Raw genomic sequence first — 19,123 nt, 5'->3', positions numbered from 1 at the left:
TGGAATGCAGCCGTGGGCCGGAATGGCAGCGACCTGGATACGGTCTTCGTCAACCGCCCGGCCGACAACCATCAGCGAGTGATCTACCCCAATGAATAACACCCGCTTCCTGCTCAATGCCTGTTTGCTGTCACTGCTGAGTGTGCTCGCCGGTTGCGCCAATGGACGCGGCCATTCCCTGCCTTACGACTCCTGGTACCTGAGCTTTTTTTCCCCGGATTACATGGAAGTTTGGGTCGAAACCAGCGAAGTCGTAGATATCAAAAACCGAGGCTTTTCGAACGTATTGGGAGGCACCGTTTCAATGGGATATCCGCGTGCTTTCAGCAAGGGTATCCCCACTGAATTCAAAGGCAATCCTAAAGGGTGGCCGACAATGCCTGGAGGCGGTGGCGGAAAACATGTGATCGGTGCCGACCTCCCCCGAGTCATTTACGTGAATTGGCAATCCCTGGTGGAGCCGCAAACTTACGAGGCGTACATCGAGATACCCGAGAAAGCGCGACAACTCATGCTCAAGCCGGAAAAAGCCTACTGCAACCTGGATGGCAAGTGGGTCACCGGTTATCGCAATTTCCTGACCATCGGCCTAGCGCCGGGGGGTATCGCCAAAGTCTGGCTGCAAGCCCCCTGCCTTGCCCCCATCGAAGTCACCCGTGTCGTGGGCAAGGTCGATCCGCGTGGGCCATGGCTAGGTGAGTCGACGGTGTATGACGAGCTGTCCGAGGAATCCAAAGCCTACGTCGAGAAATTTGGTGTGCCCTATGGCTCGTGGTAATCGCCCGCTCTCTGAAATGAAAAAGCCCGCGCTGGAGCGCGCGGGCTTTTCGTTTCCGAACGTCGGTCAGGCCGCTTGGGTGCCCGGTTTCCACGAGGAGCCCGCCGCCTCTTCGGCCATGACTTCCATGGCCTGCTGCATCGCCCGCTTGCGGCGCTCTTCGGCGCGGCGGGTGAAGTACCAGGCGAGGAAGGTGGCGAAGGACACCACCAGCAGAATCAGGCTGGCCACGGCGTTGATTTCCGGCTTCACGCCCAGGCGCACGGCGGAGAAGATTTCCATCGGCAAGGTGGTGGAACCGGGACCGGAGACGAAGCTCGCCAGCACCAGATCGTCCAGCGACAGGGCGAAAGACATCATCGCCCCCGCCGCCAGCGAGGGCGCGATCATCGGGATGGTGATCAGGATGAACACCTTCCACGGCTTGGCGCCCAGGTCCATGGCAGCTTCCTCGATGGACAGGTCCAGCTCTCGCAGGCGCGCCGAGACCACCACGGCCACATAGGCCGAACAGAAGGTGGTGTGGGCGATCCAGATGGTCAGGATGCCCCGCTGTGCCGGCCAACCGATCAGTTGCGCCATGGCCACGAACAGCAGCAGCAGCGACAAGCCGGTGATCACCTCGGGCATGACCAGCGGCGCGGTGACCAGGCCACCGAACAGGGTCCGGCCCCGGAAACGCGGAACGCGGGTCAGGACGAACGCGGCCAGGGTACCCAGCGCGGTCGCGGCGATGGCGGTGTAGAAAGCGATTTCCAGGGAGCGGGCCACCGCACTCATCAGTTGGCTGTTGTCGAGCAGGCCGACATACCACTTCACCGACCAGCCGCCCCATACGGTCACCAGGCGCGAACCGTTGAAGGAATAGATGACCAGGATGACCATCGGCAGGTAGATGAACAGCAGCCCCGCCCAGAGCATGAGGTTGGAAAAACCGAAGCGCTTCATGACCGGCCCTCCAGTTCTTTAGCCTGGTTGCGATTGAACAGGATGATCGGGACGATCAGGATCGCCAGCATGATCACCGCCAGGGCGGATGCCACCGGCCAGTCGCGGTTGTTGAAGAATTCTTGCCAGAGCACCTTGCCGATCATCAGGGTCTGCGGCCCGCCGAGCAGTTCGGGGATGACGAACTCGCCGACCACCGGGATGAACACCAGCATGCAGCCGGCGATGATGCCGTTCTTCGACAGCGGCACGGTGATCTTCCAGAAGCTGTTGAAGTTGCTCGAGCCCAGGTCGGAGGCGGCTTCCAGCAGGCTCATGTCGTGCTTCACGAGGTTGGCATAGAGCGGCAGGACCATGAATGGCAGATAGGAATAGACCACGCCGATGTACACCGCGACGTTGGTGTTGAGGATCTGCAGTGGCTCATCGATCAGGCCGATGCCCATCAGCAGGTTGTTGAGCAGGCCGTTGCTACTGAGGATGCCCATCCAGGCGTAGACGCGGATCAGGATCGCGGTCCAGGTCGGCATCATGATCAGCAGCAGGTAGACGGTCTGCATCTCCTTCGACGACCGGGCGATGGCGTAGGCCATCGGGTAGCCGATCAGCAGGCACAGCAGGGTGCTGAAGAAAGCGGTCTGCAGCGAGCCCAGGTAGGCCGCCAGGTACAGTTCGTCTTCGCTGAGCATCAGGTAGTTGCCCAGGTTGAGCACCACCTGCAGTTGCTGGTCGGCGTAGCTGTAGATTTCCGTATACGGCGGAATCGCCACGTCGGCCATGGCGAAGCTGATCTTCAGGACGATGAAGAACGGCAGCAGGAAGAACAGGAACAGCCAGACGAAGGGTACGCCGATGACTGCATGCCGGCCCCGCGGCAGCAGTCGGCTCAGTTTGGACAGGCTCATGATTGCAGCACCACGCCGCTGTCGTCCTCCCAGTACACCACCACCGGGTCATCCCAGGTCGGACGCTTGCCGCGCCGCTCGGCGTTGGCGATGAAGGCCTGGACGATCTGCCCGGACGAAAGCCTGATGTGATACACCGAGTGGCCACCCAGGTAGGCGATGTCATGCACGGTCCCGTTGCACCAGTTGTACTCGGGGTGCTCGTGGTCCGCCGGCAGGGTGCTGGCCATGAGCAGTTTTTCCGGGCGCAAGGCGTAGGTGATATGGGTCTCTTCCGCCCGGGTGCTGATGCCGTGGCCGATGTAGATCGGCTTATCCAGCTGCGGGCAGTTGATTACCGCGTGGTCGGCGTCGTCGGTGACGATTTCGCCCTCGAACAGGTTGACGTTGCCGATGAACTCGCAGACCAGGCGGCTGGCCGGGGTCTCGTAGATGTCCACCGGACTGCCGGTCTGGGCAATCCAGCCCTGGTTCATGATGGCGATGCGCTGGGCCATGGTCATGGCCTCTTCCTGATCGTGGGTCACCATCACGCAGGTCACGCCGACACGCTCGATGATTTCCACCAGTTCGAGCTGCATCTGCGAACGCAGCTTCTTGTCCAGGGCGCCCATCGGCTCGTCGAGCAGCAGCAGCTTCGGCCGCTTGGCCAGCGAACGGGCCAGCGCCACGCGCTGGCGCTGGCCGCCAGAGAGCTGGTGCGGCTTGCGCCGGGCGTACTGGGTCATCTGCACCAGCTTGAGCATTTCCGCCACGCGCTCGGCGATCTCGGCCTTGGGCAGGCCGTCCTGCTTGAGGCCGAAGGCGATGTTCTGCTCCACGCTCATGTGCGGAAACAGCGCGTAGGACTGGAACATCATGTTGATCGGCCGCTCGTAAGGCGGCATGTCGGTGATGTCCTCGCCATCGAGCAGGATGCGCCCCTCGGTCGGCCGTTCGAAACCGGCAAGCATGCGCAGCAGGGTTGATTTACCGGAACCGGAACCGCCGAGCAGGGCGAAGATTTCGCCCTTGTTGATGGTCAGGGACACATCGTCCACCGCCACCGTCTCGTCGAACTTCTTGGTTACCCGGTCGATTTTGACCAGTACCTCTTTGGGCTGCTGATCGCCGGTCAGGGCTTTCTTGTAAGCACCGGAGGAGGCTATCGCCATTACCGCAACTCCCAACTTATCGAGGGCCCGGCCCCGGCGGCCGAACCTTATTGTTCATTTCTTTACTTACCGGATTTGACCTTGGTCCATGTCCGGGTCATGAGGCGCTGCACCTTCGCCGGTAATTCGGCCGAAACGTACAGCTTGTCCAGCACCGCCTGGGGCGGGTAGACCGCTTCGTCGCTACGAACGTCCTGATCCATCAACTCGCCCGCCTTGGTATTGGGATTGGCGTAGCCCACGTAATCGCTGACCTTGGCGATCACCTCGGGCTCGAGCAGGTAGTTGATGAAGGCGTGGGCTTCCTTGGGGTTGGCCGCATCGGCCGGGATGGCCAGCATGTCGAACCAGAGGTTGGCACCCTCGCGCGGGATCACGTAGTCGATGACCACGCCCTTGCCCGCCTCTTCCGCCCGGGCCTTGGCCTGGAAGATGTCGCCGGAGTAGCCCGCGGCGATGCAGATGTTACCGTTCGCCAGGTCGGAGATGTACTTGGAAGAGTGGAAATAGGTCACATAGGGGCGGATGGCCATCAGCCGTTCTTCCGCCTTCTTGTAATCCTCGGGGTTCTGGCTGTTGGGATCGAGCCCGAGGTAGTTCAGCATCGACGGGATCATCTCGTCGGCCGAATCGAGCAGCGCCACGCCGCAACCGGCCAGTTTCTTGATGTTCTCCGGCTCGTAGAGCACGGCCCAGGAGTCGATCCGCTCGACACCGAGCACCGCCTTGATCTTCTCGACGTTATAGCCGATGCCATTGGTGCCCCAGAGGTAAGGCACCGCGTACTGGTTGCCGGGGTCGTTGACCTCGAGTTGCTTGAGCAGGGCGGAATCGAGGTTGCCCCAGTTGGGCAGCAGGCTCTTGTCCAGCTTCTGGAAGGCGCCGGCCTTGATCTGCTTGCCGAGGAAATGGTTGGACGGCACCACCACGTCGTAGCCGGAGCGGCCTGCCAGCAACTTGCCTTCGAGCGTCTCGTTGGAGTCGAAGACGTCGTACACCGCCGTGATACCGGTGGCCTTGTGGAAGTCGTCCAGGGTGGTCTCGCCGATATAGTCGGACCAGTTGTACACGTGCACCTTGGAATCGGCCATAGCACTGCTCAGCACGGCCAGGGTACCGGCGAGAATCAAGCTGTTACGGATGGATGTGTGCACGCGATCGTCCTCTTGTCGTGCCCCGCAGCCAGCCACACGGGCAGGGTGCCGTGTGGCGACTGCGAATGGATATCAGGTTCGGGTTGGCCGGCCGGCGACACCAGTCCACCGGCCGGCTCGCGGTCACTTGCCGGACTTGATCTTGGTCCAGCTGCGGGTCATGGTCCGCTGGGTCTTGGCGTCCAGATCCGGGAAGGTGTAGATCTTCTTCATCACATCATCGCTCGGGTAGATGCCCGGGTCGGTGCGGATCGCTTCGTCCACCAGCGGAGTCGCTGCCGCGTTGCCGTTGGGGAACTGCACGAAGTTGGTGATCGAAGCCATGACCTCCGGCTTCATCAGGTAGTTGAGGAACACGTGGGCGTTGTCCACGTTCTTCGCATCGGCCGGGATGGCCAGCATGTCGAAGAAGCTACCGGCGCCTTCCTTGGGAATGTTGTAGGAGATGTTCACGCCGTTCTTGGCTTCTTCGGCGCGGGACTTGGCCTGGTAAATGTCGCCCGAGTAACCGATGGCCACGCAGATGTCGCCGTTGGCCAGGTCGGAGATGTACTTGGAGGAATGGAAGTAGGTCACGCTCGGACGAATCTTCAGGAACAGCTCTTCAGCCTTCTTCAGTTCATCGGCCTTGGTGGTATCCGGCTTGTAGCCGAGGTAGTGCAGGGCGGCCGGGAGAATCTCGGTCGGCGAGTCGAGGAAACTGACGCCGCAGCCCTTGAGCTTGGCGATGTTTTCCGGCTTGAACACGAGGTCCCAGGAATCCACCGGGGCGTTATCGCCCAGCGCGGCCTTGACCTTGTCGACGTTGTAGCCGATGCCGATGGTGCCCCACATGTAAGGAATGGAGTACTGGTTGCCCGGATCGCTCGGGTCCAGCGCCTTCAGCAGATCCTTGTTCAGGTTGCTCCAGTTCGGCAGCTTGGACTTGTCCAGCTTCTGGAACACGCCGGCCTTGATCTGCTTGGCCAGGAAGGGGTTGGACGGCACCACCACGTCGTAGCCCGAACCGCCGGAGAGCAGCTTGGCTTCCAGCACTTCGTTGCTGTCGAAGACGTCATAGACCACCTTGATGCCGGTCTCTTTCTCGAAGTTCGCCAGGGTGTCCTCGGCGATGTAGTCGGACCAGTTGTAGACGTGCAGTACCTTGTCTTCCGCCTGCGCCGCACCCGCCAGGGCGCCCGCCAGGGACAGCGCGAGAAGAGTCTTGCCGAAGATTTTCATGCGTAACAGCTCCTGTTGTTGTTTAAGTGTCCGAGCGGTGGCTTGCCCAGAATCCGGGGGATTATTCCCAAACCTTCACTGGACGTCACCACACGGTGAGCCTGGCCAACGCACTGGCGCAGTCTGGCAAGGTCCGGGGCGCGTTTACAACTCTCCACGAGGTCGAGCCGGACACGCCCCTTCTTTCGTCACAACACCGCGGCGGCGGTGAGATCGAGGCACTTGCGCGCCTTGACGATCAACTCGTCGATCTCCGCTTTGCTGATCACCAGCGGCGGCGAAATGATCATGGTGTCACCCACCGCGCGCATGATCAGGCCGTTACGGAAACAGTGCTCGCGGCAGACCATGCCCACACCCTGCTCCGCGAAACGCTCACGCGTCTTCTTGTTCCGCACCAGTTCCAGCGCTCCCACCAAGCCTAGACCACGCGCTTCCCCTACCAGCGGATGATCGGCCAGCTCCTGCCAGCGTTGCTGCAAATACGGTGCCGTTTCATTTTTCACCCGCTCGACGATCTTCTCTTCCTTGAGGATGCGGATGTTTTCCAATGCCACGGCGGCGGCCACCGGATGCCCGGAATAGGTGAAGCCGTGGTAGAACTCGCCGCCCTCGTTGAGGGTTTCGACGATCTCGTCACGCACCACCACACCGCCCATGGGGATGTAGCCGGAAGTCAGCCCCTTGGCGATCGGCATCAGGTCCGGTGCGTTGCCGTAGTACTGGCTGCCGAACCACTCGCCGGTACGGCCGAACCCGCAGATCACCTCATCGGCGATGAACAGGATGTCGTAGCGCGACAGGATTTCGCGAATCTTCGGCCAGTAGGTTTCCGGCGGGATGATCACGCCGCCGGCACCCTGGATAGGTTCGGCGATGAAGGCGGCGACCTTGTCTTCGCCGACTTCGAGAATCTTGCGCTCGAGCTGCTCGGCCACCTTGATGCCGAACTCGTCCGGGCTCAGGTCACCGCCCTCGCCGTACCAGTACGGCTGGTCGATGTGCTCGATGCCGGGGATCGGCAGATCGCCCTGGTTGTGCAACGCCTTCATGCCACCCAGGCTGACGCCGGCCACGGTGGAGCCGTGGTAGCCGTTCCAGCGGCCGATGATCACCTTCTTCTGCGGCTGGCCCTTGATCGCCCAGTAATGGCGGACCATACGCAGCACGGTATCGTTGGACTCGGAACCCGAACCGGTGAAGAACACATGGTTCATGCCTTCCGGCGCGACCTCAGCGATCGCCTTGGCCAGCGCGATGGCCGGCGGGTGGGCGGTCTGGAAGAACAGGTTGTAGTAGGGCAGCTCGCGCATCTGCCGCGTCGCGGCTTCGACCAGCTCTTCGCGACCGTAGCCGACGTTGACGCACCACAGGCCGGCCATGCCATCGAGAATCTTGTTGCCTTCGCTGTCCCAGAGGTACACGCCGGAGGCCCGGGTGATGATCCGCGCGCCCTTCTCGTTGAGCAGTTTGTAGTCGGTGAACGGCGGCAAATGATGGGCGCGGCTAAGCGCTTGCCATTCCTGGGTCTGGGCGTTCGTCGCCTGGCTATTCATATCGACACCTCTTCCTCTTTATACGTGGCCGGCGACCTGCCGCCGGCCACGCGTCGGTCAGACGGAGAACAGCAGGAACTCGCGTTCCCAGGAGCTGATTACCCGTTTGAAGTTTTCATGCTCGGCCCGCTTCACCGCCACGTAGCCGGTGACGAATTTCGGACTGAGGTATTTCTGCAGCGTCTGGCAGTTCTCCATGCGCTCCAACGCGGCTTCCAGGGTCAGCGGCAGGCGCAGGTTGCGCCGTTCGTAACCGCGTCCCTTGACCTGAGCGCTCGGCTTGATGCCTTCCACCATGCCGATGTAACCGCACAGCAGGCTGGCGGCGATGGCCAGGTAGGGGTTGGCGTCGGCACCGGCCAGGCGGTTTTCCACGCGGCGGTTCTGCGGGTTGGAGTCCGGCACGCGCAGGCCCACGGTACGGTTCTCCTCCCCCCATTCGACGTTCACCGGCGCCGAGGTATCCGGCAGGAAGCGGCGGAACGAGTTGACGTTCGGGGCGAACAGCGGCAGCACCTCGGGGATGAACTTCTGCAGGCCACCCACGTGGTGCAGGAAGAGTTCGCTCATGGTGCCGTCTTCGTTGGAGAAGATATTCTTGCCGGTCTTGACGTCGACCACGCTCTGGTGGAGGTGCATGGCACTGCCCGGCTCGTCGGTGATCGGCTTGGCCATGAAGGTCGCCGCCACGTTGTGCTTGAGCGCGGCCTCGCGCATGGTGCGCTTGAACACCAAAATCTGGTCGGCCAGCGACAGCGGCTCGCCGTGACGGAAATTGATCTCCATCTGCGCCGGGCCTTCCTCGTGGATCAGCGTATCCAGATCCAGCTCCTGGGACTCGCACCAGTCGTACATATCTTCGAACAACGGGTCGAATTCGTTCGCCGCGTCGATGGAGAAGGACTGGCGGCCGGTTTCCGGACGGCCGGAACGTCCCAGCGGCGCCTGCAACGGGAAGTCCGGGTCTTCGCAGCGCTTGGTCAGGTAGAACTCCATCTCCGGGGCGACGATCGGCTGCCAACCCTTGTCGGCATAGAGTTTCAGTACCTTCTTGAGGATGTTGCGCGGCGACAGCTCGATGGGGTTGCCCATCTTGTCGAAGGTGTCGTGGATCACCAGGGCGGTGGGCTCGATGGCCCAGGGCACGAGGAACACGGCGTTCTCGTCTGGGCGGCAGAACATGTCGATGTCCGCCGGGTCGAGCAGTTCGTAATAGATGTCGTCCTCGACGTAATCGCCGGTCACGGTCTGCAGCAGGACGCTTTCCGGGAGGCGCATTCCTTTTTCGTCGAGGAACTTGTTGGTCGGCGAGATCTTACCGCGGGCGATGCCAGTAAGATCGCTGATCAAGCATTCAACTTCGGTGATTTTGCGTTCTTTCAGCCAGCTGGTGAGCTGGTCGAGCTTGGTAGTCATAAAGACCTCAGGGTTGAGAGACCGACGTTCCCGCGTCGGCTCAGCGTTGCCCCGCCCTCTCCCTGCAAGCCTCACCAAAGGCCTGGAAGAGGGCGAGATAATGAGGGTTGTCCCGCACTTGCCATTCTGGATGCCATTGCACCCCGAGGGCAAAGCTCTTGGCTCCCTCGATCGAGAAAGCCTCGATCAACCCGTCGGGCGCCAGGGCTTCGATGCGCAGGCCCGGCGCCAGACGTTCAACGCCCTGGCCATGAATCGAATTGACGTGAATTTCGCTGGGCAGTCCGAGCCCTGCGAGAACCCCACCCGGCTGCACATGCAGCGTATGGCTGGGGGCGTACTGGATGTCCAGCGATTCACCTTCCGGTTCGCGGTGATCCATGAACGGGCCGACTTCATGCACCTTCTGGTGCAGGCTGCCGCCGAATGCCACATTCATTTCCTGGAATCCGCGGCAGATGCCGAATATCGGCAGGCCGGCCTCCACCGCCGCACGGATCAGCGGCAAAGTGGTACGGTCGCGGGAGGGGTCGTGATGCGTGCCAGGCTCGCTCGCCGGCCCCTGGTAATGATGAGGCTCGACGTTCGACGGCGAACCGGTGAAGAGCAGGCCGTCGAGGCTGGCCAGCAAGGTCGGCTGGTCGATCAGTTCGGCGAGGGCCGGAACGATCAGAGGCAATCCCCCGGCGGCCACGGCGACGGCACGAAGGTATTTGTCGCCGGCGATATGGTAAGGATGCAAACCGATCTGCTTGGTGCAGGCGGTCACGCCGATCAACGGCAGGCGAGGCATGGGTCACCCGTCTTATAGCTGTTATGGGTTGCGACCGAGCTTAGCCTTGTTCATTTTTTTACACAATAGGGCTGTAAAAAATTGAACACGCCTCACTGAGCACCGCGCCGGCAGCGGTCGCAAGCCGCTTCATAATGCCCTGAAACGCCCCAAAATTGGCCATGCAGACCTTTTTTAGGGCAGAATGGAGCGCTCTTGACAGTATCAGGCGTTTAAGATTGACTCAGCCTAGAGCGCTCGAATGATTGATATTTTTAACAATAAAGGTGTTGCATCATGTCGGTACCCCCGCGTGCCGTTCAGCTTAACGAAGCGAACGCGTTCCTTAAGGAACATCCTGAGGTCCAGTTCGTCGACCTTCTTATTGCAGATATGAATGGAGTGGTGCGCGGCAAGCGCATCGAACGCAACAGCCTCCATAAAGTCTACGAGAAAGGCATCAACCTCCCCGCCTCGCTCTTCGCCTTGGACATCAACGGTTCGACGGTGGAAAGCACCGGTCTGGGCCTGGATATCGGCGACGCCGACCGTATCTGCTTCCCCATCCCCAATACCCTGAGCAAGGAACCCTGGCAGAAGCGCCCGACGGCGCAACTGCTGATGACCATGCACGAGCTGGACGGCACGCCCTTCTTCGCCGATCCGCGGGAGGTATTGCGCCAGGTGGTCGCGAAGTTCGACGAACTGGGCCTGACCATCTGCGCCGCCTTCGAACTCGAGTTCTACCTGATCGACCAGGAAAACGTGAACGGGCGCCCGCAGCCGCCGCGCTCGCCGATTTCCGGCAAGCGTCCGCAGTCGACCCAGGTGTACCTGATCGACGACCTCGACGAATACGTCGACTGCCTGCAGGACATCCTCGAGGGCGCCAAGGACCAGGGCATCCCGGCCGATGCCATCGTCAAGGAAAGCGCGCCGGCGCAGTTCGAAGTCAACCTCCACCACGTCGCCGACCCGATCAAGGCCTGCGACTACGCGGTGCTGCTCAAGCGGCTGATCAAGAACATCGCCTACGACCATGAAATGGACTCCACCTTCATGGCCAAGCCCTATCCGGGCCAGGCGGGCAACGGCCTGCACGTGCACATCTCGATTCTCGACAAGGACGGCAAGAACATCTTCGCCACCGATGATCCCCAGCAGAACGCCGCGTTGCGCCACGCGGTCGGCGGTGTGCTGGAGACCATGCCCGCGTCGATGGCCTTCCTCTGTCCGAACGTGAACTCGTACCGCCGTTTCGGCGCACAGTTCTACGTGCCCAACGCGCCGAGCTGGGGCCTGGATAACCGCACCGTGGCCCTGCGCGTGCCTACCGGCAGCCCGGACGCGGTGCGCATCGAACACCGCGTCGCCGGTGCCGACGCCAACCCGTACCTGCTGATGGCGGCAGTGCTCGCCGGCGTCCACCACGGCCTGACCAACCGGATCGAGCCGGGCGAGCCGATCGAGGGCAATTCCTACGAACAGGTCGAGCAGAGCCTGCCGAACAACCTGCGCGATGCCCTGCGCGAGCTGGACGACAGCGAGATCATGGCGCGCTACATCAGCCCGGACTACATCGACATCTTCGTCGCCTGTAAGGAAAGCGAGCTGGAGGAGTTCGAGCACTCGATCTCCGACCTCGAGTACAACTGGTACCTGCATACCGTGTGACGCACTCGACGCCGGCTACTTGCCGGCGTCGTTCTTTATCCCACCCCGATTTCCCGCATCTTGCGAGCCGGCCACCGGCTGACGTCCAATAGCGCCTCCCAGGAAAGGAGACAGCCAATGACGCGCCCCGCCACCGCCCGTAAACCGCGAGCCAGCAGCCAGGCGAGGATCGCCAGCATACTTGCCGCCGCACGGGAATTGCTGGCCGAGGCGGGCGTCGGTGGCCTGTCGATCTACAGCGTGGCGGAACGCGCGGAGATGCCGCCGTCCTCGGTCTATCACTTCTTCGCCAGCGTGCCGGCACTGCTCGAAGCCCTGACCGCCGACGTCCATGCCGCTTTCCGCGCCTGCCTGCAAGAGCCCATCGACCATGTCAGCCTGCGCGACTGGCGCGACCTGTCACGTATCGTCGAGGAGCGCATGCTGGCGATCTACGCCGCGGATACCGCCGCCCGCCAGCTCATCCTTGCCCAGCACGGACTCACCGAGGTCACCCAGGCCGACCGCCAGCATGACCTGGAGCTGGGCCGCCTGATGCACATCCTGTTCGACCGGCACTTCCCACTGCCGCCGCTGCCCGAGGACGTGGATGTCTTCGCCCTGGCCATGGAGCTGGGCGACCGCGTCTATGCCCGCTCGGTACAACTGCACGGCACCATCACGCCGCGCATGGCCGAGGAAGGCATGCGCGTGTTCGATGCCTACCTCGCGCTCTACCTGCCACCCCACCTACCGAAACGACCGCAACCAATCGCCCCTTGAAATAAACAGATTTTTATCCGCATTTATCCCTCAACCCCTTGTCAAAGCGATTGCGCACCACATCATTGAATTCCAGACGAAGCGCTATGCTGACCCTGGCAGAGAGATTTTCCGTGCGCCCTCTTCAAAAACCGATTTTTATCGGATATAAATCCGCAATCGCCGAACCGCCCACCTTGGCCGGCTGATTGTCACCGGGCCTCTGCTAAGGTCAGTAGACCCGGCTTCCGTCTCACTCACGAGGTGCCTATGTCCCGTATCGTTACCGTCGCCGCCACACAAATGGCCTGCTCCTGGGATCGCGACGCGAATATCGCCAATGCCGAGAAACTGGTTCGCCAGGCCGCTGCCAAGGGTGCGCAGATCATCCTGATCCAGGAACTGTTCGAAACCCCCTACTTCTGCCAGAAGCCGAACGCCGAGTACCTGCAACTGGCCACCCCGGTGGAAGACAACCCCGCCATCAAGCATTTCCAGAAGGTCGCCGCCGAACTCAAGGTGGTGCTGCCGATCAGCTTCTTCGAACTGGCGGGCCGCGCGCGCTTCAATAGCATCGCCATCATCGACGCCGACGGCAAAATGCTCGGCGTGTACCGCAAGAGTCATATCCCGGATGGTCCCGGCTACCACGAGAAGTACTATTTCAACCCCGGCGATACCGGCTTCAAGGTCTGGCAGACCCGCTACGCCAAGATCGGCGTGGCCATCTGCTGGGACCAGTGGTTCCCGGAGACCGCGCGCAGCATGGCGCTGCTCGGTGCCGAGCTGTTCTTCTACCCGACTGCCATCGGCAGCGAGCCGCATGACCCGACCATTACCTCGCGCGATCATTGGCAGCGCGTGCAGCAGGGCCACGCCGGTGCCAACCTGATCCCGCTGATCGCCAGCAACCGCATCGGCCGCGAAGACCAGGGCGACTATCACATCGACTTCTACGGCTCGTCGTTCATCGCCGACCAGTTCGGCGCCAAGGTGGAAGAGCTGAACGAGACCGAAGAAGGCGTCCTGGTGCACAGCTTCGACCTGGACAAGCTGGAGGGCATCCGCAGCGCCTGGGGCGTGTTCCGTGATCGCCGGCCGAACCTGTACGGCCCGATCAAGACCCTGGACGGCTCCCTGGAATCCTGAGAAACCGAGCACCCGCTCGCTGACGACCGCGAGCGGGGTCGCGCCTGCGAGCCCGGCGCAATGAACGACAGCCCGCAAGGTTCTATGAGATGACAACCCTGACCAGTACCCCCCGCGCCGACGGTTACCGCATGCCCGCCGAATGGGAACCCCACAGTCAGACCTGGATGGTCTGGCCGGAACGCCCTGACAACTGGCGGCTCGGCGGCAAGCCGGCACAGACGGCCTTCACCGCGGTGGCCAAGGCCATCGCCCGTTTCGAGCCGGTCACCGTTTGCGTATCCGCCGCACAGTACGAAAACGCCCGGGCCCGCCTCGATCACCCCAACATCCGCGTGGTGGAAATCACCACCGACGACGCCTGGGTGCGTGATACCGGCCCCACCTTCGTCATCGACGGCAACGGCGGCGTGCGCGGCGTGGACTGGACCTTCAATGCCTGGGGCGGCTTCGACGGCGGCCTCTACTGGCCCTGGCAACGCGACGATCAAGTGGCGAGCAAGATCCTCGAAATCGAACGCTGCGACCGCTACCGCACCGAAGGCTTCGTGCTCGAGGGCGGCTCCATCCACGTGGATGGCGAAGGCACGCTGATCACCACCGAGGAATGCCTGCTCAACCGCAACCGCAATCCGCACCTGTCCCGCGAGAAAATCGAGGACATGCTGCGCGAGCACCTGGCCATCGAGACGGTGATCTGGCTGCCGGACGGCCTCTACAACGACGAGACCGACGGCCATGTGGACAACTTTTGCTGCTATGTGCGCCCGGGCGAAGTGCTGCTGGCCTGGACCGACGACCCGCAGAACCCCAACTACCCGCGCTGCCAGGCGGCCATGCGCGTGCTGGAGCAGGCCCGCGACGCCAAGGGCCGCGCCCTGACCGTGCACAAGATGCCGATCCCCGGCCCGCTCTACGCCAGCGAAGACGAGTGCGCCGGCGTCGACCTCGCTGCCGGCAGCCAGGAGCGCAGCCCGAAGGTCCGGCTGGCCGGGTCCTACGTGAACTTCCTGATCGTCAACGGCGGCATCGTTGCGCCGCGCTTCGACGAGCCGGAAGACGCCGAGGCCGAAGCCCTCCTCAAACGGCTGTTTCCGCAGCACGAGGTGGTGATGGTGCCGGGCCGGGAAATCCTTCTGGGCGGCGGCAATATCCATTGCATCACCCAGCAACAGCCGGCGCCGCAACGACGCTGAGCGCCTGCCCCTCCACGCAAAAAATGCCCGAACGGCAATGCCGGTCGGGCAAGGGACAAGCGGACAACGGGAAGCGATCAGCGCCAGGGCGCGAACCAGTCGAGGCCGTCTTCGGTCAGGCCGCGCGGGTTGTACTCGCAGCCGATCCAGCCGTCGTAGCCGGCTTCGTCGAGCAGGCGGAACAGGTACGGATAGTTCACCTCACCGGTATCCGGCTCGTGGCGATCCGGCACGCCGGCTATCTGGATATGACCGACCCCGGCCTGGAAGCGCTTGAAGGTGGCGGTCAGGTCGCCCTCCATGATCTGCGCATGGAAGAAATCCAATTGCACCCGCAGGTTGGGTTCGCCCAGCTCGGCCAGAATGGCGTGGGCCTCGGCCTGCCGGTTGATGAAATAGCCCGGAATGCTGCGCGTGTTGATCGGCTCGATCAGCAGGGTCAACCCGTGCTCGGCCAGGCGGCGCGCGGCATAGCGCAGGTTTTCCAGATAGGTTTCGCGCATGCGCGGGCGCTGGCTTTCGTCGGTCACCAGCCCGGCCATGGCATGCAGGCGCGGACAGCCGAGGGCGCGGGCGTATTCGACGCCGCGATCGACGCTTTCGCGAAACTCCGACTCTCGTCCCGGCAGCGCTGCCAGACCACGCTCTCCGGCGGCGAAATCGCCCGGCGGCAGGTTGAACAGCACTTGGGCCAGTCCATGGTTCTGCAAGCGCTCGACCAGTTCGGCCGGGGCGTACTCATAGGGGAACAGGTACTCGACGCCCTTGAAACCGGCGGCGGCGGCGCGGCCGAAGCGTTCGAGGAAGGGCACATCGTTGAACAGCATGCTGAGGTTCGCGGCGAATCGGGGCATGGGCGTTCTCACCACTGGGCGCCGAAGGTCTGGCGCAGTTCTTCGATTTGTTCGTCGTTGAGCAGGCGGACCGGCTGCTGGCGCAGGAGAAGGTACAGCTTGGCGGTCTCCTCCAGTTCTTCGATGGCATAGGTCGCCGCCTCCAGATCCTTGCCGGAAACCACCGGGCCATGATTGGCCAGCAGCACCGAGCTGTGCCGACCGACCAGCCCGCGAATCGCCTCGCCCAGCTTCGGATCGCCGGGGCGATGGTACGGGATCAGCGGCAGGCGGCCGACCCGCATGACGAAATAGGGCGTCAGCGGCGGCAGGCAGGATTTCGCGTCGAGGCAATCGAGACAGGACACCGCCGCCGAGTGGGTGCAATGCAGGTGCACGATGGCCCCGGATTCCTCGCGGCCTTCGTAGACCGCGCGGTGCAGGAAGGCTTCCTTGGAGGCGGGCTTGCCGGCCAGGTGGTTGCCGTCCCAATCCAGCTTGGCGATGTCTGCCGGATCCAGCTCGCCCAGGCAGGCATTGGTCGGGGTCAGCAGCCAGCCGTCATCCAGGCGTGCGCTGATGTTCCCCGAGGAGCCGGGGCTAAGGCCGCGCAGGTGCAGCGAGCGGCCGATCCTGACGATCTGTTCGCGCAGGGTGCTTTCCTTGCTCATGCCAGCATCCCCCAGGCCTTGACCATGAAATCGGCGCTGCCGAAGTTGCCGGACTTCAGCGCCAGGCTGAGCGGGCGGCCGCCCTGCTTGAGGGTTTGGGTCCAGGGCACGCCGGGATCGATGCTCGGTCCGATGCGCAGCCCTTCGACGCCCAGGACGCCGACCACCGCGCCGGAGGTCTCGCCGCCGGCCACCAGCAACTGCCCGACCCCCTGCTCTTCCACCAACCCCTTGGCGATGGCCGCCAGCGCGGCTTCGATACGCTCACCCACGACCTGACCGCCGAAGGCTTCTTGCACACGGCGCACCTCGTCCGGCGCACTGCTGGCATAAATCAGTACCGGCCCTTCCCGGCCATGCTCGGCGCTCCAGGCCAGGGCTTCGGCCACCAGCGCGTCACCACGCGTCATCAGCTCGGCCGCTTCCAGGCGGAACGCCGGAAAAGCGGACCTGGCCTGTTCGATCTGGCCCAGCGTGGCGCGCGAACAACTGCCGCTGAGGATCGCCTGGCGGCCCCAGGGCTGTTCCAGGCGACCGGCATCCCGGCTACCACCCAGCTCGCCCGAGGCACGCCAGTGCGCCGTCAGGCCCAAGGCCAGGCCGGAGCCGGCGGTGACCAGCGGCAGGTCGGCGCAGGCGGCACCCAATACGTCCAGGTCGCTGTTATCGATGGCATCGCTGATGGCAATGCCGACACCGTTGGCGCGCAGCGCAGCAATCCGCACACGGGTCGCCTCGACGCCGGCACGCAGGGTGCGGTAGTCGATCAGGCCGACGCGGCGGCGGGTCTGTGGCTGCAGCACGCGCAGCAGGTTAGCGTCGTGCATCGGCGTCAGCGGATGGTCCTGCATGCCGCTCTCGTTGAGCGGCACGTCGTTGGCGAACAGGTAGCCGTTGAACACGCTGCGGCGATTGTCCGGCAGCGCCGGGCAGGCCACGGTGAAGTCGCTGTCGAGGGCATCGAGTAGCGCATCGGCGACCGGGCCGATGTTGCCTTCGGCGGTGGAGTCGAAGGTCGAACAATATTTGAAGTAGAACTGCCGGCAGCCCTGCGCACGCAGCCACTCCAGGGCCCGCAGCGATTGCGCGACCGCCTCGGCCGGTACCAGGTTGCGCGACTTCAGCGCCACCACCAGGGCATCGGCGCCTTCCAGGTCGAGCAGGTGCTCCGGCACACCGATGGTCTGCACGGTACGGGCACCGCCGCGCACCAGCATGCTGGCGAGGTCGGTGGCGCCGGTGAAATCGTCGGCGATGCATCCGATCAGCGGCATGGCTCAGCCCTCCTCGTTGGCAGCGGCGGGCAGGCGGATACCGGGGAAAATCTTCGCCACGGCGATGTCGTCCTCACGGCCATGGCCAGCGGCGGACGCCTGCTTGAACATCTGGTGCGCGCTGGCGGTGAGCGGCAGCGGAAAGACCGCCTCCTGGGCACTGTCCAGCACCAGGCCGAGGTCCTTGACGAAGATGTCCACCGCCGAACGCGGCCGGTAGTCGCCGGCCAGCAAATGCGGCACGCGGTTCTCGAACATCCAGGAATTACCCGCGCTGTGGCTGATCACCTCGTACAGCGCCTCGGGGTCGCAGCCCTGGCGGATACCGTAGGCCATGGCCTCGGCTGCCGCGGCGATGTGCACACCGGCGAGGAGTTGGTTGACCAGCTTGATCTGCGAACCCTGCCCGGCTTCCGTACCGAGCCGGTAGACCTTGGCCGCCACGGCGCCAAGAGCGGTTTCGGCCCGCCGGAACGCCTCTTCCGGGCCGGACGCCATGACCGTCAGCTCGCCGGCCGCGGCCCGCACGGCACCGCCGGAAATCGGCGCATCCAGCATCAGTACCCCGTGCTCGGCCAGACGCTCGGCGATACGCCGCGCAGCCGCCGCCGGGATGGTCGCGCAAGCCACCACCACTGTGCCGGAACGCAGGCGCGAAGCGATCCCCTCGCTGCCGAACAGCACCGATTCGGTCTGTGCGGCATTGACCACCACGATGAACAGCACCTCCGCTGTCTCCGCCCCCTCGCCCAGCGAGGCCAGCGGCCGGCCACCTTCGGCCACGAAGGCATTGCGCACCTCTTCGCGAATGTCATAGCCCCAGACGGGCAGCCCGGCGCGGAGCAGCGAGCGGGCCATGCCCAAGCCCATGGAGCCGAGGCCGATCACGCCGATGGTGGAGGAAACAGCAGTCATGTGGGGGACCCTCTTGTGCTTATTGTCAGGAGCCGTCGGCCTCTCGTCGCGCCTCGCGCAGGCGGCCTTCGGCGTTTTGCAGATGCAGGGACGCGGCGTGGCGTGCGGCCTCGCCGTTCCCTGCCGCAATGGCTTCCACCAGCGCCAGGTGCTCCTGGTCGACCTGCCGCATGTACTCCCGATTCCGCGCCTCGTTGCGCCGGGTGATGCTGATCGCCTGTTGCAGCAGTTGGTGGAGAAAATCGATGGTTTCGACGAAGTGCTGGTTGCCGGTGGCGAGCACGATGGAGCGATGGAAGGCCAGGTCCTCGCGGACGCCGTCCTCGCCGCGCTCGACGGCTTCGTCCAGTTCGGCCAGAGCGTTGCGCATGGCCCGCAGTTGCGCATTGGTCCGTCGCTTGGCCGCCAGTTCGGCTGCCTTGATTTCCAGGGCGCTACGGATTTCCAGGATTTCCACCACCGCCTCGAAGTTGCCCTGGGGCGGCGCCAGCCGCAGCGCCACCGACGGATTGGCGGTCACATAGGTGCCGCTGCCCTGGCGCGACGCGACCATGCCTTCGCGCTTGAGCATGGAAATGGCCTCGCGCACCACGGTGCGGCTGACCCCGTACTGCTCGCACAGCGCCTGCTCGGTGGGCAGGCGGCTGCCGGCGGCCAGGCGGCCTTCCTGGATCGCCTCGATGAGGCGCTTGGCCAGGCGCTCGGCCAGCTTCGGTGTGGCTTCGTTCAGTGCTTCCACTCAATTCTCCCGGCAACCGGCCCGGCT

Annotated in this window: 18 protein-coding genes; 5 read left to right on the top strand and 13 right to left on the bottom strand. The window is 63.6% G+C overall.

What is annotated here, in order from left to right:
- Nucleotides 1-91: 91 nt before the first annotated feature.
- Nucleotides 92-778 carry a DUF2931 family protein gene (locus BZL41_RS01640; protein WP_095597685.1) on the top strand — a complete coding sequence of 229 codons (687 nt, stop codon included), beginning with the start codon at nucleotides 92-94 and terminating at the stop codon, nucleotides 776-778.
- A gap of 66 nt (nucleotides 779-844) precedes the next feature.
- Here BZL41_RS01640 and BZL41_RS01635 read toward each other — a convergent pair whose 3' ends face one another.
- The 8 genes from BZL41_RS01635 to BZL41_RS01600 form a co-directional block, all read right to left on the bottom strand.
- The gene (locus BZL41_RS01635; protein ID WP_095597684.1) at nucleotides 845-1,726 is read right to left on the bottom strand and encodes an ABC transporter permease subunit; all 882 of its coding nucleotides are present in this window, start codon (nucleotides 1,724-1,726) and stop codon (nucleotides 845-847) included.
- On the bottom strand, nucleotides 1,723-2,604 hold the full coding sequence (locus BZL41_RS01630; RefSeq protein ID WP_174706126.1) for an ABC transporter permease subunit: 882 nt from the start codon (nucleotides 2,602-2,604) through the stop codon (nucleotides 1,723-1,725). The genes BZL41_RS01635 and BZL41_RS01630 overlap by 4 nt, the downstream gene beginning before the upstream one ends.
- A gap of 23 nt (nucleotides 2,605-2,627) precedes the next feature.
- Entirely contained in the window at nucleotides 2,628-3,785 is a 1,158-nt protein-coding gene (gene potA / locus BZL41_RS01625) for a polyamine ABC transporter ATP-binding protein (RefSeq protein WP_084335928.1), read from the bottom strand.
- 62 nt (nucleotides 3,786-3,847) lie between these two features.
- Complete coding sequence (locus BZL41_RS01620) at nucleotides 3,848-4,876, bottom strand: polyamine ABC transporter substrate-binding protein (RefSeq protein WP_095597687.1); 1,029 nt, start codon at nucleotides 4,874-4,876, stop codon at nucleotides 3,848-3,850.
- Between the two features lie 186 nt (nucleotides 4,877-5,062).
- Entirely contained in the window at nucleotides 5,063-6,160 is a 1,098-nt protein-coding gene (locus tag BZL41_RS01615; protein ID WP_084335929.1) for a polyamine ABC transporter substrate-binding protein, read from the bottom strand.
- Between the two features lie 188 nt (nucleotides 6,161-6,348).
- Nucleotides 6,349-7,716: an aspartate aminotransferase family protein gene (locus BZL41_RS01610; protein ID WP_095597682.1), complete on the bottom strand. Its 1,368-nt coding sequence runs from the start codon at nucleotides 7,714-7,716 to the stop codon at nucleotides 6,349-6,351.
- A gap of 57 nt (nucleotides 7,717-7,773) precedes the next feature.
- Nucleotides 7,774-9,132 (bottom strand): glutamine synthetase family protein, encoded by a 1,359-nt coding sequence (locus tag BZL41_RS01605; RefSeq protein WP_095597681.1) that lies wholly within the window; start codon nucleotides 9,130-9,132, stop codon nucleotides 7,774-7,776.
- A 40-nt stretch (nucleotides 9,133-9,172) separates the two neighbouring features.
- Nucleotides 9,173-9,925, bottom strand: a complete 753-nt coding sequence (locus BZL41_RS01600; RefSeq protein WP_095597680.1) for a gamma-glutamyl-gamma-aminobutyrate hydrolase family protein — start codon at nucleotides 9,923-9,925, stop codon at nucleotides 9,173-9,175.
- Nucleotides 9,926-10,201: 276 nt separating this feature from the next.
- Between BZL41_RS01600 and BZL41_RS01595 the strand changes: the two genes are divergently transcribed.
- The 4 genes from BZL41_RS01595 (at nucleotide 10,202) to aguA (ending at nucleotide 14,664) form a co-directional block, all read left to right on the top strand.
- The gene (locus BZL41_RS01595; RefSeq protein ID WP_095597679.1) at nucleotides 10,202-11,578 is read left to right on the top strand and encodes a glutamine synthetase family protein; all 1,377 of its coding nucleotides are present in this window, start codon (nucleotides 10,202-10,204) and stop codon (nucleotides 11,576-11,578) included.
- A 117-nt stretch (nucleotides 11,579-11,695) separates the two neighbouring features.
- Complete coding sequence (locus BZL41_RS01590; RefSeq protein WP_095597678.1) at nucleotides 11,696-12,340, top strand: TetR/AcrR family transcriptional regulator; 645 nt, start codon at nucleotides 11,696-11,698, stop codon at nucleotides 12,338-12,340.
- Between the two features lie 249 nt (nucleotides 12,341-12,589).
- Nucleotides 12,590-13,468, top strand: coding sequence for an N-carbamoylputrescine amidase (aguB, locus tag BZL41_RS01585; RefSeq protein WP_084335935.1), 879 nt, complete (start codon nucleotides 12,590-12,592; stop codon nucleotides 13,466-13,468).
- A gap of 89 nt (nucleotides 13,469-13,557) precedes the next feature.
- Nucleotides 13,558-14,664 (top strand): agmatine deiminase, encoded by a 1,107-nt coding sequence (gene aguA, locus BZL41_RS01580; protein WP_095597677.1) that lies wholly within the window; start codon nucleotides 13,558-13,560, stop codon nucleotides 14,662-14,664.
- Between the two features lie 77 nt (nucleotides 14,665-14,741).
- Here the strand turns inward: aguA and otnI are convergent, their stop codons facing one another.
- From otnI to BZL41_RS01555, 5 genes are read right to left on the bottom strand one after another with little or no spacing between them, the layout of a single operon-like run.
- Nucleotides 14,742-15,518 (bottom strand): 2-oxo-tetronate isomerase, encoded by a 777-nt coding sequence (gene otnI, locus BZL41_RS01575; RefSeq protein WP_095597676.1) that lies wholly within the window; start codon nucleotides 15,516-15,518, stop codon nucleotides 14,742-14,744.
- An 8-nt stretch (nucleotides 15,519-15,526) separates the two neighbouring features.
- A complete protein-coding gene (gene otnC / locus BZL41_RS01570) occupies nucleotides 15,527-16,168 on the bottom strand; it encodes a 3-oxo-tetronate 4-phosphate decarboxylase (protein ID WP_095597675.1) in 642 nt (213 codons plus the stop codon).
- The gene (gene otnK / locus BZL41_RS01565; protein WP_095597674.1) at nucleotides 16,165-17,442 is read right to left on the bottom strand and encodes a 3-oxo-tetronate kinase; all 1,278 of its coding nucleotides are present in this window, start codon (nucleotides 17,440-17,442) and stop codon (nucleotides 16,165-16,167) included. Before otnK ends, otnC begins: the two co-directional genes overlap by 4 nt.
- A 3-nt stretch (nucleotides 17,443-17,445) precedes the next feature.
- Complete coding sequence (gene ltnD, locus BZL41_RS01560) at nucleotides 17,446-18,486, bottom strand: L-threonate dehydrogenase (RefSeq protein WP_256578058.1); 1,041 nt, start codon at nucleotides 18,484-18,486, stop codon at nucleotides 17,446-17,448.
- Nucleotides 18,383-19,096: a FadR/GntR family transcriptional regulator gene (locus tag BZL41_RS01555; RefSeq protein ID WP_212633085.1), complete on the bottom strand. Its 714-nt coding sequence runs from the start codon at nucleotides 19,094-19,096 to the stop codon at nucleotides 18,383-18,385. Before BZL41_RS01555 ends, ltnD begins: the two co-directional genes overlap by 104 nt.
- Nucleotides 19,097-19,123: the final 27 nt, after the last annotated feature.

Origin of the sequence: Pseudomonas sp. PIC25, from assembly GCF_002286785.1 — a bacterium.
Classification (GTDB): Bacteria; Pseudomonadota; Gammaproteobacteria; order Pseudomonadales; family Pseudomonadaceae; genus Pseudomonas_M.
Note: the sequence above shows the minus strand (reverse complement) of the source record. Positions and strands in the feature narration are given on the sequence as shown.

Bases quoted from the DNA above. Each gene is read 5' to 3' on its own strand.
- otnK (WP_095597674.1), bottom strand. From the start codon at position 17,442: ATGCCGCTGATCGGATGCATCGCCGACGATTTCACCGGCGCCACCGAC.
- BZL41_RS01595 (WP_095597679.1), top strand. From the start codon at position 10,202: ATGTCGGTACCCCCGCGTGCCGTTCAGCTTAACGAAGCGAACGCGTTC.
- BZL41_RS01615 (WP_084335929.1), bottom strand. From the start codon at position 6,160: ATGAAAATCTTCGGCAAGACTCTTCTCGCGCTGTCCCTGGCGGGCGCC.
- aguB (WP_084335935.1), top strand. From the start codon at position 12,590: ATGTCCCGTATCGTTACCGTCGCCGCCACACAAATGGCCTGCTCCTGG.
- BZL41_RS01640 (WP_095597685.1), top strand. From the start codon at position 92: ATGAATAACACCCGCTTCCTGCTCAATGCCTGTTTGCTGTCACTGCTG.
- BZL41_RS01605 (WP_095597681.1), bottom strand. From the start codon at position 9,132: ATGACTACCAAGCTCGACCAGCTCACCAGCTGGCTGAAAGAACGCAAA.
- BZL41_RS01610 (WP_095597682.1), bottom strand. From the start codon at position 7,716: ATGAATAGCCAGGCGACGAACGCCCAGACCCAGGAATGGCAAGCGCTT.
- otnC (WP_095597675.1), bottom strand. From the start codon at position 16,168: ATGAGCAAGGAAAGCACCCTGCGCGAACAGATCGTCAGGATCGGCCGC.
- otnI (WP_095597676.1), bottom strand. From the start codon at position 15,518: ATGCCCCGATTCGCCGCGAACCTCAGCATGCTGTTCAACGATGTGCCC.
- BZL41_RS01635 (WP_095597684.1), bottom strand. From the start codon at position 1,726: ATGAAGCGCTTCGGTTTTTCCAACCTCATGCTCTGGGCGGGGCTGCTG.
- BZL41_RS01590 (WP_095597678.1), top strand. From the start codon at position 11,696: ATGACGCGCCCCGCCACCGCCCGTAAACCGCGAGCCAGCAGCCAGGCG.
- aguA (WP_095597677.1), top strand. From the start codon at position 13,558: ATGACAACCCTGACCAGTACCCCCCGCGCCGACGGTTACCGCATGCCC.
- BZL41_RS01600 (WP_095597680.1), bottom strand. From the start codon at position 9,925: ATGCCTCGCCTGCCGTTGATCGGCGTGACCGCCTGCACCAAGCAGATC.
- BZL41_RS01620 (WP_095597687.1), bottom strand. From the start codon at position 4,876: ATGGCCGATTCCAAGGTGCACGTGTACAACTGGTCCGACTATATCGGC.
- potA (WP_084335928.1), bottom strand. From the start codon at position 3,785: ATGGCGATAGCCTCCTCCGGTGCTTACAAGAAAGCCCTGACCGGCGAT.